Source organism: Janthinobacterium sp. SUN211 (assembly GCF_030587315.1).
In the GTDB taxonomy this organism is placed as follows: Bacteria; Pseudomonadota; Gammaproteobacteria; order Burkholderiales; family Burkholderiaceae_D; genus Janthinobacterium; species Janthinobacterium kumbetense.
On record NZ_JAPWIC010000001.1, the window covers coordinates 1,129,203 to 1,143,374 of the forward strand.

At 64.9% G+C, this 14,172-nt stretch carries 16 protein-coding genes; 5 read left to right on the forward strand and 11 right to left on the reverse strand.

The window, feature by feature from the left end; all coding sequences use genetic code 11:
• Position 1 precedes the first annotated feature (1 nt).
• Positions 2–727, reverse strand: a complete 726-nt coding sequence (locus O3301_RS04880) for a hypothetical protein (RefSeq protein ID WP_305055720.1) — start codon at positions 725–727, stop codon at positions 2–4.
• A gap of 63 nt (positions 728–790) precedes the next feature.
• On the reverse strand, positions 791–1,354 hold the full coding sequence (locus O3301_RS04885; RefSeq protein WP_305055721.1) for a hypothetical protein: 564 nt from the start codon (positions 1,352–1,354) through the stop codon (positions 791–793).
• A 412-nt stretch (positions 1,355–1,766) separates the two neighbouring features.
• Here O3301_RS04885 and O3301_RS04890 point away from each other — a divergent pair, with 412 nt between their 5' ends.
• Entirely contained in the window at positions 1,767–3,569 is a 1,803-nt protein-coding gene (locus O3301_RS04890; protein WP_305055722.1) for a DUF1800 family protein, read from the forward strand.
• Between the two features lie 9 nt (positions 3,570–3,578).
• A complete protein-coding gene (locus O3301_RS04895; protein ID WP_289910396.1) occupies positions 3,579–5,024 on the forward strand; it encodes a DUF1501 domain-containing protein in 1,446 nt (481 codons plus the stop codon).
• Here the strand turns inward: O3301_RS04895 and O3301_RS04900 are convergent.
• The 4 genes from O3301_RS04900 to O3301_RS04915 are packed head-to-tail and all read right to left on the reverse strand — an operon-like array spanning position 5,021 to position 7,173.
• Positions 5,021–5,887 carry an intradiol ring-cleavage dioxygenase gene (locus O3301_RS04900; protein ID WP_305055723.1) on the reverse strand — a complete coding sequence of 289 codons (867 nt, stop codon included), beginning with the start codon at positions 5,885–5,887 and terminating at the stop codon, positions 5,021–5,023. The two genes, O3301_RS04895 and O3301_RS04900, sit on opposite strands and share 4 nt — an antisense overlap.
• Entirely contained in the window at positions 5,845–6,009 is a 165-nt protein-coding gene (locus tag O3301_RS04905) for a hypothetical protein (RefSeq protein ID WP_171985041.1), read from the reverse strand. The genes O3301_RS04900 and O3301_RS04905 overlap by 43 nt, the downstream gene beginning before the upstream one ends.
• Positions 6,010–6,012: 3 nt before the next feature.
• Positions 6,013–6,663: a hypothetical protein gene (locus O3301_RS04910; protein WP_305055724.1), complete on the reverse strand. Its 651-nt coding sequence runs from the start codon at positions 6,661–6,663 to the stop codon at positions 6,013–6,015.
• 15 nt (positions 6,664–6,678) lie between these two features.
• Positions 6,679–7,173 carry a Spy/CpxP family protein refolding chaperone gene (locus tag O3301_RS04915; protein WP_305055725.1) on the reverse strand — a complete coding sequence of 165 codons (495 nt, stop codon included), beginning with the start codon at positions 7,171–7,173 and terminating at the stop codon, positions 6,679–6,681.
• A 193-nt stretch (positions 7,174–7,366) separates the two neighbouring features.
• Between O3301_RS04915 and O3301_RS04920 the strand changes: the two genes are divergently transcribed.
• Entirely contained in the window at positions 7,367–8,056 is a 690-nt protein-coding gene (locus O3301_RS04920; RefSeq protein ID WP_251348393.1) for a response regulator transcription factor, read from the forward strand.
• 2 nt (positions 8,057–8,058) lie between these two features.
• Positions 8,059–9,552: an ATP-binding protein gene (locus O3301_RS04925; protein ID WP_305055726.1), complete on the forward strand. Its 1,494-nt coding sequence runs from the start codon at positions 8,059–8,061 to the stop codon at positions 9,550–9,552.
• Positions 9,553–9,593: 41 nt separating this feature from the next.
• On the opposite strand, the gene O3301_RS04930 is transcribed toward O3301_RS04925, so the two are convergent.
• The 5 genes from O3301_RS04930 to O3301_RS04950 form a co-directional block, all read right to left on the reverse strand.
• On the reverse strand, positions 9,594–9,935 hold the full coding sequence (locus tag O3301_RS04930) for a FlxA-like family protein (RefSeq protein WP_305052257.1): 342 nt from the start codon (positions 9,933–9,935) through the stop codon (positions 9,594–9,596).
• 121 nt (positions 9,936–10,056) lie between these two features.
• Positions 10,057–10,626 (reverse strand): dCTP deaminase, encoded by a 570-nt coding sequence (gene dcd / locus O3301_RS04935; protein ID WP_034755486.1) that lies wholly within the window; start codon positions 10,624–10,626, stop codon positions 10,057–10,059.
• A 133-nt stretch (positions 10,627–10,759) separates the two neighbouring features.
• Positions 10,760–11,560, reverse strand: coding sequence for an alpha/beta fold hydrolase (locus O3301_RS04940; RefSeq protein WP_305055727.1), 801 nt, complete (start codon positions 11,558–11,560; stop codon positions 10,760–10,762).
• 58 nt (positions 11,561–11,618) lie between these two features.
• On the reverse strand, positions 11,619–12,314 hold the full coding sequence (locus O3301_RS04945) for an HAD family phosphatase (RefSeq protein WP_305055728.1): 696 nt from the start codon (positions 12,312–12,314) through the stop codon (positions 11,619–11,621).
• 21 nt (positions 12,315–12,335) lie between these two features.
• Positions 12,336–13,097 (reverse strand): TSUP family transporter, encoded by a 762-nt coding sequence (locus tag O3301_RS04950; protein ID WP_152252001.1) that lies wholly within the window; start codon positions 13,095–13,097, stop codon positions 12,336–12,338.
• 151 nt (positions 13,098–13,248) lie between these two features.
• Here O3301_RS04950 and O3301_RS04955 point away from each other — a divergent pair, with 151 nt between their 5' ends.
• Positions 13,249–14,172, forward strand: a complete 924-nt coding sequence (locus O3301_RS04955) for a LysR family transcriptional regulator (RefSeq protein WP_289904746.1) — start codon at positions 13,249–13,251, stop codon at positions 14,170–14,172.

Below are 14,172 nucleotides of genomic sequence, written 5' to 3' on the forward strand. Positions count from 1 at the left end.
GTCACACGCCGTACAGGACGATCTTGTGGCCCTGGCGCGCCCAGCGGCCGCTGGATGGCCGCATGCCGGCGCCGCTGCGCACGCCGGCCGGCGCCACGCCCCCCGCAGCTGCGCCGCTGCCGTTCTGCGTGGCGACCTGGCCGCCCGGGCGGCCCAGCAGGCCTGGCGCGAACTGGCGCGCCGCCGCGCTGGCCGCCGCCTGGGCGATGGCGCGCGGGTCGCCATTGCCGCGCGCTTGCGCGGCGCGGTTGACGGTATCGGCCGCCAGGCGCACGAACTGCTTGGCGCCCTCGAATTCGCGGTCTTCGTTCGACGACGCTTCCGCTTCCAGCCCCAGGGCGCTGCCGGCGGCCGAGGCCAGGCCGCTGCCGATCTTGGCGCCCAGCGGGCCGCCGAAATAGCCGCCGATGGCGCCGCCCGCCAGGGGAATGGCCTTCTTCGCCACGCCCTTAAGCACGCCGCCGATCGCTTGTCCCACGGGCGACTTGATGATGCCGCCCGCCACGGAGGCGGCCTTGCGCAGGAAATTGCCGAGAAACTGTTCCAGTTCGGCTTCATTGCTGACCGACAACAGCTCATTCGCCAGTTCCATCTCCTCGGCCTCGGAAAACATGGCGCTCGCACCGCCCTCGCCGCTCCACTCGCCCTGGCCAAACTCGAACTGTTCCGCTTCAAAGCCGGACATTTCCTGTCCGTATTCCAGGGTCGTACGATCCAAGTCATGCATGATGAACTCCTCAAAGTTAGCACCTCGGTTGACATAACAGTGCCGGAGGCAGCAGCCGTCCGGCTAACAATCGAGCACGACGATGTGCCCGCCCTCGCGGCGCCAATGGCCACCGTCCCGTCCCGGCGTTTGCGCCGCCAGCCTGAGCAAGCCTGGCGCCGCGCGGCGTGCCACTTGCAGCAGGGCCGTGTCCACCCGCGTCCTGGGGTCGCGCGCGCCCAGGACGCCGTCCTGCACCAGCGCCGTGTTGACGGCATCGATCAGGTGCACGACCTGGCGCGCCAGTTCGAATTCCTTGTCTTCCGGGCTCAATCCTTCCAGTTCCATGCCGAAGATGGCCGCAGCGCGCCGCTTGAGCGCCTGCGGCGAGCCACCATGCAGGGGCAGCAAGGGCGCCACCACCTTGCCCAGCAACTGGCGCAGCGGCCCTTCCAGCGGCGTGCCGCGCACTTGCTGGCCCGCCGCGGTGGCGCCCAGCTGGTGCGCCAGGAAAGCATCGAATTGGGCCGGCCCTTGCAATTCCAGCAACTGCGCCGCCAGCGCCAGCGCATCTTCCTGCAGCGGCAGCACGCCCGGCGTTTCAGGCAATTCCATTTCGGGACGATAGGCGAGCAGGCGGGTGGTCATGACAGGCTCCGGTGGAAGGCGGGCGGGTGGCCCATGCCTCCCTGACGCAAGGGCCATGCCAGTCCGGCGCAGGGGAAGCAAGGGACAGGACAGCGAACGGCGTTTCGCCGATAGCGTAAAAACCATGGTTTCCGGCGAAGCGGGTTTCGTTGTCAAGATGAGCTTTCAAACAAGCTTAATTGGCAGGAATGATTACGTCGCCTATCCGCCACAGTGCTCGCTATCGGCAAAAAATATTTTTCATTTTTAAAAAGAAAACTTCGCGCTACCCCGCCAAAAACACCACCAATACCACACCAACGGACGATAAAAATAAACGTGGCCAACACGTAAATAGTTAATTGGAAACAGGATTTTGGTAGGCAAGCCCTACAATTAATGGGCCAGAATTTGATTGCCTGAAAGAAACTAAATGATAGACCCTACCTTGCGCCGTTTATTGGCCATCACATTACTCAGCCTGCTTGCCGCCTGCGGCGGTGGCGGCGACAGCAAGACCGGCGACAGCCAGAACCCGGACATATCGGTCGTGCCGCCGACCACCACGGTCCCCGGCGATCCGGCCAACCCCGGCACCAAGCCGGGCGACACCATCCCGCCACCGCCCCTGACCACGCCCCCGGCCAACCAGACAGCCACCTTCACGCGCGCGGAAGCGTCGCGCTTCCTGGGCCGCGCCACGTTCGGGCCGGACATGGCGGCCATCGACGCCCTCGCCGCCAGCGACAGCGACGCCTGGTTCCGCGCGCAGTTTTCCAAGCCGCAAACCTTGCACCGCAAATATATCGACGCCAAGTATCCCGTTGCGGGCGCGGCGGCCACCAAGGCCGTGCCGAACGACTTTTACGAGTCGTTCTGGCAGCAAGCCGTGCGCGGCGACGACCAGTTGCGCCAGCGCGTGGCCTTTGCCCTGTCGGAAATCTTCGTCGTGTCCACGCAAAACGAGAGCGTATGGACGCAAACGCGGGGCGTCGCCAGCTATTACGATATGCTGGGGCAACATGCGTTCGGCAACTTCCGCAACCTGCTGCAGGGCGTGGCCACCCATCCGATGATGGGGCTGTACCTGTCGCACCTGCGCAACCAGAAGGAATCGGCCACGCGTACGCCCGACGAGAATTTCGCGCGCGAAGTGATGCAGCTGTTTACCATCGGCCTGTACCAGCTGAATGCGGATGGTTCGTTGAAATTGTCCGGCGGCAAGCCCATCGACACCTACACGCGCGACGATGTGGGCGGCCTGGCGAAAGTGTTTACGGGCTGGAGCTGGGCCGGCCCGGACCAGGGTGCGAACCGTTTCTTTGGCAGCGTGGCCGATCCGGACCGCGACTGGAAACCGATGCAGAACTATGCGGCGTACCACTCCACCAGCGAAAAGCGCTTCCTGGGCGTGAGCGCGGCGGGCGCCGCCGGCGGCGAAGCGGACATGGCGCTGGCCCTCGACACCCTGTTCAACCATCCGAATGCCGGCCCCTTCTTCGGCCGCCAGCTGATCCAGCGCCTGGTGACCAGCAACCCCAGCCCGGCCTATGTGGGCAGGGTTGCGGCCGCCTTCGCCAACAATGGTTCTGGCGTGCGCGGCGACATGCAGGCCGTGATCCGCGCCGTGCTGCTCGACCCCGACGCGCTGGCGCCAGCCGGCAGCAGCCTGCGCACGGGCAAATTGCGCGAACCGCTTGTGCGCCTGGGCAACTGGATGCGCGCCTTTCACGCCAAAGATGCAGCCTTGCAGTACCGCATCTATTACCTGAGCGATCCACTGTCGGGGCTGGGGCAGAATCCCATGAACGCGCCATCCGTCTTCAACTACTTCCGTCCCTCGTACGTGCCGCCCAATTCGGCGCTGGCGACGGCGGGCCTGGTGGCGCCGGAAATGCAGATCACGTCGGAGCCGTCCGTCACCGGTTACCTGAACTTCATGCAGGACGCCATCCGCGGCGGCGTGGCGGAAAACAGCGCCGTGCAAGCCGATTATTCGGCCGAACTGGCCCTGGCCGGCCAGCCCGCAGCCTTGCTGGACCGGGTCAACTTGCTGTTAATGTCCGGCAATATGTCGTCCCGGCTGCGCGGCAAGATCCTGGCGGCCGTCACGAGCATCGCGATTCCCGCCGCCAGCGGCAGCAATGCCGCGCAAGTGACGACGGCAAAAACCTACCGCGTGCACCTGGCCATTTTCCTGGCCATGGCCTCGCCTGAATACCTGGTTCAAAAATAAGGAAGCAGCATGACCATCACCTCTCATTTCTCGCGCCGCCGCTTCCTCGGCTCCATGCTGGGCCTGGCCGGCAGCGCGGCCACGCCATTCGCCCTCAACCTGGCCGCCATGGGCCAGGCTGCGGCCCAGTCCGCCGACGACTACAAGGCCCTCGTCTGCCTGTTCATGACCGGCGGCAACGATTCCTTCAACACGGTGCTGGCCACGGACACGCCATCGTGGAGCGAATACCTGCGCCTGCGCAACACGGGCAGCAACGATTCGATCCACCTGCCCGGCGTCGGCGAAACGGGCGGCGTGCTGCCGATCACGCCGGCCACGGCGCAAACGGGCCGCAGCTTTGCCCTGCATCCCGCCCTCGCTCCCGTGAAAGACCTGTTCGACGGCGGCCGCGCCGCCATCGTTGCCAATGTGGGCACCCTGATCCAGCCCCTGACCCTGGCGCAATACAAGGCGGGCAATGTGGCGCTGCCGCCGAAACTGTTTTCGCATAACGACCAGCAATCGACCTGGCAATCGGGCTTGCCGGAAGGCGCCAGCATCGGCTGGGGCGGACGCCTGGGCGACCTGCTCGGCACGGGCAACGCGAATGCGACGTTTACGGCCATCTCGGCCGCGTCAAACGCGCTGTTCCTCAGCGGGCGCCAGGTGCGCCAGTTCCAGGTGGGCCAGGCAGGCGCCGTGCCGATCCGCAATATCGGCGGCGGCTACCTGTTCGGCACCACCCAGGGCGAGACGGCCTTGCGCGACATCATCAGCACGGCGGGCGACGACATGATGGAGCAGGAACACGTGGCGACGGTGCAGCGCGCCATTTCCAGCCAGAGCGTGCTGAGCGGCGCCATGCTGGCGGCCGGCGCGGGCGGCGTGCCCAATCCGCCGCCCTACATCAACCCGAACACGGGCGCGTCCAGCGTCAACCAGCTGGCCGTGCAATTGCAGACGGTGGCGCGCATCATCGGCGGGCGCGGTCCTCTGGGGGCGAAACGGCAAGTGTTTTATGTGACCCTGGGCAGCTTCGACACGCATGACCGCCAGAAGGAATTGCACGGCGACCTGATGGCGCGCCTGGCGCACGCGCTCGCGTATTTCGACGCGACCCTGGCCACCCTGCAAGGCGCCGACGTGCGGCGCCAGGTGACGACGTTTACGGCGTCGGACTTCGGCCGCACATTCAGCAGCAACGGCGACGGCACGGATCACGGCTGGGGCGCGCACCACTTTGTCGTGGGGGGCGCCGTGAAGGGCCGCGACATCTACGGCGCCTTCCCCGCCACGGGCCTGGGCCATGAGCTGGACGTGGGTTCCGGCTCCCTGCTGCCGACCACCTCCGTCGACCAGTATGGCGCCACCCTGGCCAAATGGTTCGGCGTGGCCGACAGCCAGCTGGCCGACGTGTTCCCGAACATCGGCAACTTCAGCCGGCGCGACCTGGGTTTCATGACGGCAACTTAACCGTTCACGGCCACCGTCAGGGTCACCACATAACCATCGGTGGCATTGCCCGTCACCGTGGCCATCTGCAAGCTGGTGCCGTCGGCAAAGACATTGTCGGTGGCATAGCTGATCTGCGCCAGGTTACGCACGCTGGCCGTGTAGCCGCTGGCCGTGTAAGCCTCGTTCAGCGTTGCCATCGGGAACGTGAACTGCGACGTCTTGATGCGGTTCGCGGCGCTGGCCGCCTTGGCCAGGCTGGGATACACCTCGAAATGCACGTGCGGCATGCGCCCTGCGTAGCAGCCGGGAAAGATGGTCGCAAACGCCAGCTTGCCCGCGCTGTCCGTTTCCTGCACGCCGCGCAAATAATTTTGCGCCGTCACGCCGCTCGAATACAGCGAATACAGACCGTCGCGGTCGCAATGCCATAAATACACGGCGTAGCCGGCCAGGCTGGCGCAGCCGCCGCTGGCGTTGAGCAACTGCAAATTGATGGTCAAGGGCACGCCTGCCGCCACGCCCGTGGCGCCATTGAAACTGGCGCGGATATCGCTGCGCACCACGCCCGACTGGTTCAGCACGTTGATGATGCTGCCGCCATTCGTGTTCGTGCCATCGGCCGGATACGGCCCGCCCGTTTCCTCGGGAATCACCGTGCAGGCGCCCGCCGCCGGTATCGTGACGCTGCCGGCGCCGCCGGACGTGCCCGTGACGGCGCCGCCGCTCGCGGCCGTGCCGCCGGCGTCCGAACCGCCGCCGCAGCTCATCAACGGCAAGGTGGCGGCGCCCGCCAGCAGCCAGCGCAGGACTTGCCGCCGTTCAAACGCCTGTTGCCGCATCATTTCGAGGTCGGATGCCAGACCGTGATCATGTAAGTCCATATGTATTCCATCAAATAGGGCAAGCTCGCCAGGGCAGGACTCAGGCTGGCGCACAGGAACAGCGCCTGCGTGGCCCGTTGCGCGAGCGCCTTCCTGGCGGCAATGGCGAGCTTGCGTTCCATGGCTCAAGCCGTTGTATCGACCAGGTTGCCGCTGGCGGACAGGCTGCCGCCCGCGCTCGCCGCGCCCAGGCTGCCCGACAGTGCCTGCAGGAAACTGCTCAGTTTGCTGCTGCTCGTGCCGCCCTCATCGCCACCCAGCGCGCTGAGCAGGCTGGCAAAGCTGGACTGCAAGTCCGTCACGCTGCTGTCCGCGCTCTGCGCGCTGTCGCTGCCATCGCTGCCGGACGACGAGAGTTTTTGCAGCAGGCTTTGCAAATCCGACTCGATATTGCCGAGACCGCCGCGCGCGCCACCGCCGGGTGGTGGCCCCGAAGGCGGCTCTGCCCCCTCTTCTTGCCCGCCAGCACCGCCACCGCTCTGCGCATGCAGGCTGCCCATCAGCTGGTGCAGGAAGGCGCCCAGCGCCTGGCCCGCGTCGCCGCTGCCGGCGGCGCTGGCGCCGTCCGTCGCGCTTTCGCCATCGCTGGCATCGACCGTCACGCCGATCGATGACAAGGCGCTGGAAATGGCGTCGAGAAATGCGCCATCGTCGGGTTTTGACGGCCGCGTGCCGCCCGCGCCGCTGGTACTGCCGGTATTGCTGCCGCCGCCCAGGCGGCTGAACGCGCTCAGCTGGCTGGCGGCGCTGGTCGAACTCAAGGCACTGATGCTCATCTCACTCTCCTGTGCTTATTGGGGGCAGCGCGGGCCGGGGCGGCTGTCGCCCCGCTGCTGCGCCTGCTTGCGCTGTTCCGGCGTCAGCACGGCCAGCAATTGCTGCTCCAGCCGCGCCTGCTGCAAGCTGATCTGCGCCATGGCTTGCGCCGCCGTGCTGGCCAGCGCACTGGCCTTCGCATCGTCATAGGCGCTGGACGCGGCCAGCGCGCGCAGTTGCGCATGGGCCTTGAAGGCGATTTTTTCCTGTTCCCGCAGCAAGGGCGCCTGGGCATAGGTGGCGGCGAAAATCTTGTCCTGCTGCGCTTCGCTCAAGTCGATGCCGCGCAGGAATGGCGGCAAGCCTGGCGCACCGGGTCCGCCGGGTCCGTGAAGCAGGCCGGGCGGCGGCCCTTCCATGGCGCGCGCTGGCGGGCCGTCCGGCGCAGCTTCTTGCTGGGCCAGCGCCAGCAGCGGCATGCTGCAGGCGGACAGCAGCAACAGGGATATGGCAATACTCAGGTATTTCATCGGGCTTTCCTTTCGTGGCGATCAGCCCTGATTGTGGGCGTCTGGCATGTAAAGCAACGTTAGGGCGGCGTAAAAGCGTGTAAAGGAAGGTGCGCAAATGTAAGCGGACGTATGTAAAAGCGGGTAAAACCGCCCTGAACGGCCCCCTTTGACTGCTATCATCGGGCGATATTCACCCGAAAAAAGCACAGGCATGAGCAAGGTTTTGTTAATCGATGACGACGTGGAACTGGTCGGCATGTTCCAGGAATACCTGACGCAGGAAGGTTTTGACGCCCGCGCCGTGCATGACGGCGAAAGCGGCGCGGCCGAGGCGCTGACGGGCCTGTACGCCATCGCCATCCTCGACGTCATGATGCCGCGCATGAATGGCCTGGAAACCCTGCGCCGCATCCGCGCCGGCAGCAACCTGCCCATCCTGATGCTGACGGCGCGCGGCGACGATACGGACCGCATCGTGGGCCTGGAGCTGGGCGCCGACGATTACGTGACAAAACCGTGCACGCCGCGCGAGCTGACGGCGCGCATCCGCGCCATCCTGCGCCGTGCGCAAGCGGCGCCGCAGGACACGTCGGGCCTGGCGCCGCTGACCGTGGGCCAGTTGACGATGTGGCCGGAACAGCGCCGCGTTGCCTGGGCCGGCGCGCACCTGGAGCTGACGAGCACGGAATTCAACCTGCTGGAAGTGCTGGTGCGCCATGCAGGCAAGCCCGTGAGCAAGAATCAGCTGTCCGAACTGGGCCTGGGCCGGCCCATGGCCCGCTTCGACCGCAATATCGACGTGCACTTGAGCAGCCTGCGCCGCAAGCTGGGCAGCCTGGCCGATGGCCGTTCCTGCCTGCAAACCGTGTACCGTCTCGGCTACCAGCTGATCAAGGAGTAAGCGTGGGCCGTCTGTTCTGGAAGTTTTTTCTGTGCATCATGCTGGCGCAAGTGACGGCCACCATCGGAATCGGCGGCACCTTCTGGCTGAAAAACCGGGCCGCGCAGCAGGAACGGGCCCTCGACATCGACACCAGCCCGCCCGCGCAAATGATCATCGAGGCCGCCAGCGCCACCGTGGAAGCAGGCGGCAGCCAGGCCTTGCGGCAATTCCTGGGCAAGCTCGAACGCATGCGCGTGTTTGCCGTCGATGCCAAAGGGCAAGAATTGATGGGCCGCACGGTGCATCCCGCCATGCTGGCCAAGGCACGCGCCATGCTGCAACAAAGCCAGGCCCATCCCGTCGTGCGCGACGTGGCCGGCAGCGACGGCAAGCGCTACCTGCTGTTCCTGCCCTCGTCCGAACGCTTCCGCAATGCCGAGGCGGGCGCCGCGCGCGACACGCTCAACGCCGTCACCCTGAGCGGCCCGCGCGCCATGGGACCAGGTCCACGGCCCAGCGAAGCGGGCGCCCCGCCGCCACGCGGCGAATTCGGCCGCGGCATGCCGCCCGGCCCGCGCATGGACAGCCCCTACCGCACCTTCATTCCCCTGGCCGCCGCCATCGCCGCCAGCCTGCTGTTCGCTTTTTTGCTGGCCTGGTATTTTGCGCGCCCCATCCGCGACCTGCGGCAGGCATTCGAGGCCGCCTCGCACGGCAACCTGGCGCCGCGCTTTCACGCCAGCGGCAAGCGCGGCGATGAATTGACGGACCTGGGACGCGATTTCGACCGCATGACGGGCCGTTTGCGCAGCCTCATGGACAGCCAGAGGCGCTTGCTGCATGATGTCTCGCATGAGCTGCGCTCGCCGCTGGCGCGCTTGCAGGCCGCCATCGGCCTGGCGCACCAGCAGCCGGAAAAGATGGCCGCCTCGATGCAGCGCATCGAACGCGAAAGCGAGCGCATGGATAAGCTGATCGGTGAACTGCTGACCCTGTCGCGGCTGGAAGCGGGCGCCGTGCAAGCGGGCGCGGGGCACGCGCACAGCGAAGACGTCGGCATCGCCGACCTCGTGCACGACATCGTGGACGACGCCCGCTATGAAGCCAGGGCGCGCCTGATGGGCATCGACCTGGCGGTCGACGCGGCCATGGCCGACGCCAGCGTCACGGGTCAGCCCGAACTGCTGGCGCGCGCCGTGGAAAACGTGGTGCGCAATGCTGTCAAGCACAGCCCCGACGGCGGCACGGTCGATGTCGAGCTGTCGCGCCAGCATGATTGCTTGCGCATCGCCGTGCTGGACCGGGGACCCGGCGTGGCCAGCGCCGACCTGGCCCGCATTTTTGAACCATTCTTCCGCGCCAGCAATACCCAGCACAGCACGGACGGTCATGGCCTGGGCCTGGCCATCGCCCAGCACGTCATCAACGCCCATGGCGGCCGCATCGGGGCCAGCTTGCGCAGCGGTGGCGGACTGTGCGTGGAAATGTTGTTGCCCGTCAAAACGCCAGGCTGACCTGTCGGCGAGCCTGGCGTCTTTTACGCGCGGAGTTGCTGTTACGCCTGCGTATCGATGATGCTGCCCAGGGTGGACGAAGTCGATTTGGCCGGGCTCGTCGCCGTATCGGCGCTGCTGGCCGGCTGAGCATCTTGCTGCGCCGCCTTCTGCGCGGCGGCAGCTTGCAACTGGGCAATTTGCGCCTGCAAGGCCTGGATTTGCTGCGCCAGCTGCTGCTGCAGCTTTTGCGACGCCTCCGTCTGCTCGCCCTTCTGCGACTCCGTCAACTGCTTTTGCGCCGCCGTGATCTGCTTTTGCAGCGCCGCGATCTGCGAACTGCTGCCCGAACTGGCGCTCCCCGCCGCGCTGACCGCGCCGCCTGAACCGATTGCCGCTACCATGATGCCTCCTCAGTGTTTCGATACCAAGGTTAACGGCAAGCATGGGCGCGGATGTAGTGCCGCAGGTGTAAAGGCAGGTAAAGACAGGGAAAGACGGCTGGCGCCCCTCCCTTCACCGCAATCAGGTCTTGGGTAACGTTACGCCGACCTGGCCCTGATATTTGCCGCCGCGGTCCTTGTACGACGTTTCGCACACTTCATCGGACTCGAAGAACAGCACTTGCGCCACGCCTTCGTTGGCGTAGATTTTCGCCGGCAGCGGTGTCGTGTTGGAAAACTCCAGGGTCACATAGCCTTCCCATTCCGGTTCGAACGGGGTGACGTTGACGATGATGCCGCAGCGCGCATACGTGCTCTTGCCCAGGCAAATCGTCAGCACGTTGCGGGGAATGCGGAAATACTCGACGGTACGGGCCAGCGCGAACGAATTCGGCGGGATGATGCAATAACCCTTGCCGGACACGTCGACGAAATTGTTCGCGTCGAAATCCTTCGGATCGACGATGGTGGTGTTGATGTTGGTGAACAACTTGAACTCGTCGGCGCAACGGATGTCATAGCCATAGCTGGAGGTGCCGTAGGAAACGATGCGGTTGCCGTCGCGTTCCTTGACCTGGCCCGGTTCGAACGGCTCGATCATGCCCGTTGTTTCCGCCATGCGGCGTATCCATTTATCGCTTTTAATCGTCATCGCAGGGGTATCTTTCTAGAATATCGGAATGGCTGGGGCCGCACGCCTGCTGCAGGCGCGGCCCGGATGGCAGGATTTTACGCGAAAAACCGCCACTTTTGGCCCTTGCCCGCTGAAAATCCTTGCCAGTCGGCTAGTGTTTCGCCAACAGCGAGGTGATCATCTCGCGCACCACTTGCGCCGTCAGTTCCGGGTTTTCCATGGGAAACAGATGCCCGCCCGGCACCTGGCGGAAAAATTTGCCGACCAGCTTGCGCGTGGCCGTCAAGCCCGCCTGGCGGCATTCCACCGATTCCGTGCCACCGATAAAACCGATGGGCACGGGAAAACCATCCTTGACGAGGCCGCCGATATGGTGCGGCAAGCTGCGGTAGACCTGCGTTTCCACTTCGCGCGTAAAGCGCAACTGCACCCCGTCCGGATGTGGCGCCAGGCCGCTGTCGATGTAATCGCGCAAGACTTGCGGCGCCCAGATGGCGAACATGTCCTTGGCGGCAAAATGCGCATACGCAGCTTGCGCATCGGGCCACAGCTTGCGCCGTCGGGCGGAAAAACGGGCGGGAGAGTAACGCTCGCCCAGCGCCGTGTTGCGCGCCAGCCGCACCAGCAAAGCGCGCCAGCCCGCCACCACGGGCGAATCGAGCAAGACCACGCAGCGCACCAGGTCGGGACGCTGCTTGGCCACCATAACGCTGAGCATGCCGCCCAGCGAATGGCCGACGAGGATCACGGGCGCGCTGTAGCGGCGCTCCAGGTCGTCGATATACTCGCGCACCAGCTCGGGCCAGCCCGTGCTGACGGGGTATTCTGGATCGTGCGCATGCATGTCGAGCGCCTGCACGGTGTAATGCTGTCCCAGCAAGCCGAACAGCTTGCGGTAAGTGCCGGCTGGATAACTATTGGCATGGGCAAAGTGCAGTTGCGGGAGGGTCATCGTGGGTCGGTGCCGGTGAATGCGATAAACAATTGTAATGGCATGCCGGCAAGACGTATCAGAGGAAGGACTCTAATTGCCGGGGCGTATGGGCCATGCCGGGCACGAACGCCGCCAGCACTTCGCCCAGCTCGGCGTTTGAATCCACGACGCAAAAAGCGTCGTCGAACGCGTAATGACGATTCATGGGATTGCGCACGACGATGCATTCCAGCCCGGCCGCGTTGGCGGCGCGCAAGCCGCGCGGCGAGTCTTCCACGGCCACGCAGTCGGCGGCGGCCAGGCCCAGGCGCTGCAAGCCCAGCTGGTAGCCGTCGGGCGCCGGCTTGCTTTCGCCATACATTTCACGCGTCAGCACGAAATCGAAGTGGCGCAACAAGCCCGTGGCCGCATGGCTGATCCGGAAATGCTGCTCGTAGGCACTGGTGACCACGCCCATGGCCACGTGCGGGCGCAGCGCCGCCAGCACTTGCCCGATGCCGGGCATGGCCAGTTGGCGCGCCTGGCGCAGGCGCTGCGCGAACAGCGCGGTGCGCTCGGCCCGCAAGCGCTCGACCAGCTCGATCCCATGGCCCTGCCCCAGCAGCACATGCCAGGCGCCGTAGTTATTGTCCAGGAACCAGTCAAAGAATTGCTTCGGCGTCAGGTCTATGCCGTAGGGCAAGAGCAAGTCGCGGTTGCTTTCATAAAACAGCTGCTCGGTATTGACCAGCACGCCATCGTTGTCCCACAGCACGCCCTGGATGGTTTTCATGGCTTGTTGTCGTTCAGAAACTTACTTGAAGAAAATGTCGTAGGACAACTTGACGATCAGCAACACCAACAGCACGAGGAACAGAATGCGCACGAAGGCGGCGCCACGGCGCACGGCGATCCAGGTGCCCGTCAGGGCGCCCAGGATATTGCACACGGCCATCGGCGCAGCCACGGCATACACCACGTGACCGGCGGGAATGAAGAAGGCCAGCGCGGCCACGTTGGTGGCGATATTCACCAGTTTCGAGCAGGCCGAAGCGAGGATGAAATCGAAGCCGAAAACGCGGATGAACAGGAAAATCAGGAAACTGCCCGTGCCCGGCCCGAACAGGCCGTCATAGAAGCCGATGGCGCCGCCGATGACGATGGCGAGGATGCGTTCGCGTCCACCGATGGGGCGCGCCTCGCGCGTCGTGCCGAAATCCTTCTTGATGAAGGTGTAGATGGCCATGATGATGATCAACACGAGCACCATGGGGCGCACCACCTGCTGCGGCACATACGACACGGCCGCCGCGCCGATAAAGGACATGACAAAGGCGCTGGCCACGGCCGGCAGCACCAGCAGCCACGGGATGTGTACCTTGCCGACAAACGAGCGGGCGGCAAACGTGGTGCCGCAGGCGGACGCCAGTTTGTTCGTGCCCAGCAAGGAGGTCGAGGCCATGTTCGGCATCAGGTTGAACAGGGCCGGCAGCTGTATCAGCCCGCCCCCGCCCACGGCGGCATCGATCAGGCCGGCAAAGAAGGCAAATAAACACAGCAGCGAGATGGTCAGCATGATAGGCAATGAGGAATGGGCGACAGCGGCAGTATAGGCGCCGTGGATTTTTCCGGATGCAACTTCATATTGCGGAAAACGCAATCAGGCGTAACGCTTGACGGAATGCGCCCCATACGGTCTACTGGCCTCTTTTGCCGGGAGTCACGCGATGTCGATGAAACTGATGTGGGAGATCCGCGCCTTTTGCACCGTGGTCGAAAAGCGCAGCTTCATCCACGCGGCGCGCATGCTGGGGCGCTCGCCGTCGGCCGTCACGCGCGCCATCCAGTTCCTCGAAGATGCCATCGGCGCCGAGCTGATCCTGCGCACGCAAAAGCAGTTCACCCTGACGACGGCCGGCGAAACGTATTACGCGTCGGCCAAGCACTTGCTGGAAACGCAGGCCGAGGCGGAAGATCAATTGGCGGAATTGAGCAATTCCCCGCAAGGCTGGGTACGCCTGTCGGCGCCGGAAATCCTCTCGCTGGGCTTTCTGCCGAAAGTGGTGGCGCAATTTTCGCGCGATTACCCGAACGTGTCGGTGGACATCCATTTCTCCGATAAATCCATCGATCCCATCCAGGAAAAGCTGGATTTCGCCATCCGCGGCGCCTTTCCCCAGTCCAGCGAGCTGATCGGCTACCCCCTGTGGAATTACCGCCGCTACATGTACGCCTCGCCCGACTATATACAACGCATGGGTGCGCCCGGGGAACCGGAAGAGCTGGCCGGCCACGACATCATCATGCACTCGGCCCCCCGCATCCTGCGCGACTGGCATTTCGTTTCCGGCGAACGCAACGTGCGCTACCAGGTGCAGCCCCGTTTCCGCTTCACTTCCGGCATCGCCACCTTCCAGGCCGCCCTGGAAGGCGCCGGCATCGTGCGCCTGGCCAGCTGGCTGGCGGAACCGGCCGTGGCCAACGGCACCCTGCGCAGGGTCTGCACGGCGTACCGGCTGACGTCATCGAAGGAGCTGGACCCCAGCATCCATGCCGTCTACGGCACCTCGCGCATGGCCAAGGGGGCGCGGTTGTTTCTGGAATATGTGCGCAAAAGGGGGATGGAGATACCGGATGAAAGAGAAAGTTAG

Bases quoted from the DNA above. Each gene is read 5' to 3' on its own strand.
- O3301_RS04880 (WP_305055720.1), bottom strand. From the start codon at position 727: ATGCATGACTTGGATCGTACGACCCTGGAATACGGACAGGAAATGTCC.
- O3301_RS04885 (WP_305055721.1), bottom strand. From the start codon at position 1,354: ATGACCACCCGCCTGCTCGCCTATCGTCCCGAAATGGAATTGCCTGAA.
- O3301_RS04890 (WP_305055722.1), top strand. From the start codon at position 1,767: ATGATAGACCCTACCTTGCGCCGTTTATTGGCCATCACATTACTCAGC.
- O3301_RS04895 (WP_289910396.1), top strand. From the start codon at position 3,579: ATGACCATCACCTCTCATTTCTCGCGCCGCCGCTTCCTCGGCTCCATG.
- O3301_RS04900 (WP_305055723.1), bottom strand. From the start codon at position 5,887: ATGGACTTACATGATCACGGTCTGGCATCCGACCTCGAAATGATGCGG.
- O3301_RS04905 (WP_171985041.1), bottom strand. From the start codon at position 6,009: ATGGAACGCAAGCTCGCCATTGCCGCCAGGAAGGCGCTCGCGCAACGG.
- O3301_RS04910 (WP_305055724.1), bottom strand. From the start codon at position 6,663: ATGAGCATCAGTGCCTTGAGTTCGACCAGCGCCGCCAGCCAGCTGAGC.
- O3301_RS04915 (WP_305055725.1), bottom strand. From the start codon at position 7,173: ATGAAATACCTGAGTATTGCCATATCCCTGTTGCTGCTGTCCGCCTGC.
- O3301_RS04920 (WP_251348393.1), top strand. From the start codon at position 7,367: ATGAGCAAGGTTTTGTTAATCGATGACGACGTGGAACTGGTCGGCATG.
- O3301_RS04930 (WP_305052257.1), bottom strand. From the start codon at position 9,935: ATGGTAGCGGCAATCGGTTCAGGCGGCGCGGTCAGCGCGGCGGGGAGC.
- dcd (WP_034755486.1), bottom strand. From the start codon at position 10,626: ATGACGATTAAAAGCGATAAATGGATACGCCGCATGGCGGAAACAACG.
- O3301_RS04940 (WP_305055727.1), bottom strand. From the start codon at position 11,560: ATGACCCTCCCGCAACTGCACTTTGCCCATGCCAATAGTTATCCAGCC.
- O3301_RS04945 (WP_305055728.1), bottom strand. From the start codon at position 12,314: ATGAAAACCATCCAGGGCGTGCTGTGGGACAACGATGGCGTGCTGGTC.
- O3301_RS04950 (WP_152252001.1), bottom strand. From the start codon at position 13,097: ATGCTGACCATCTCGCTGCTGTGTTTATTTGCCTTCTTTGCCGGCCTG.
- O3301_RS04955 (WP_289904746.1), top strand. From the start codon at position 13,249: ATGTCGATGAAACTGATGTGGGAGATCCGCGCCTTTTGCACCGTGGTC.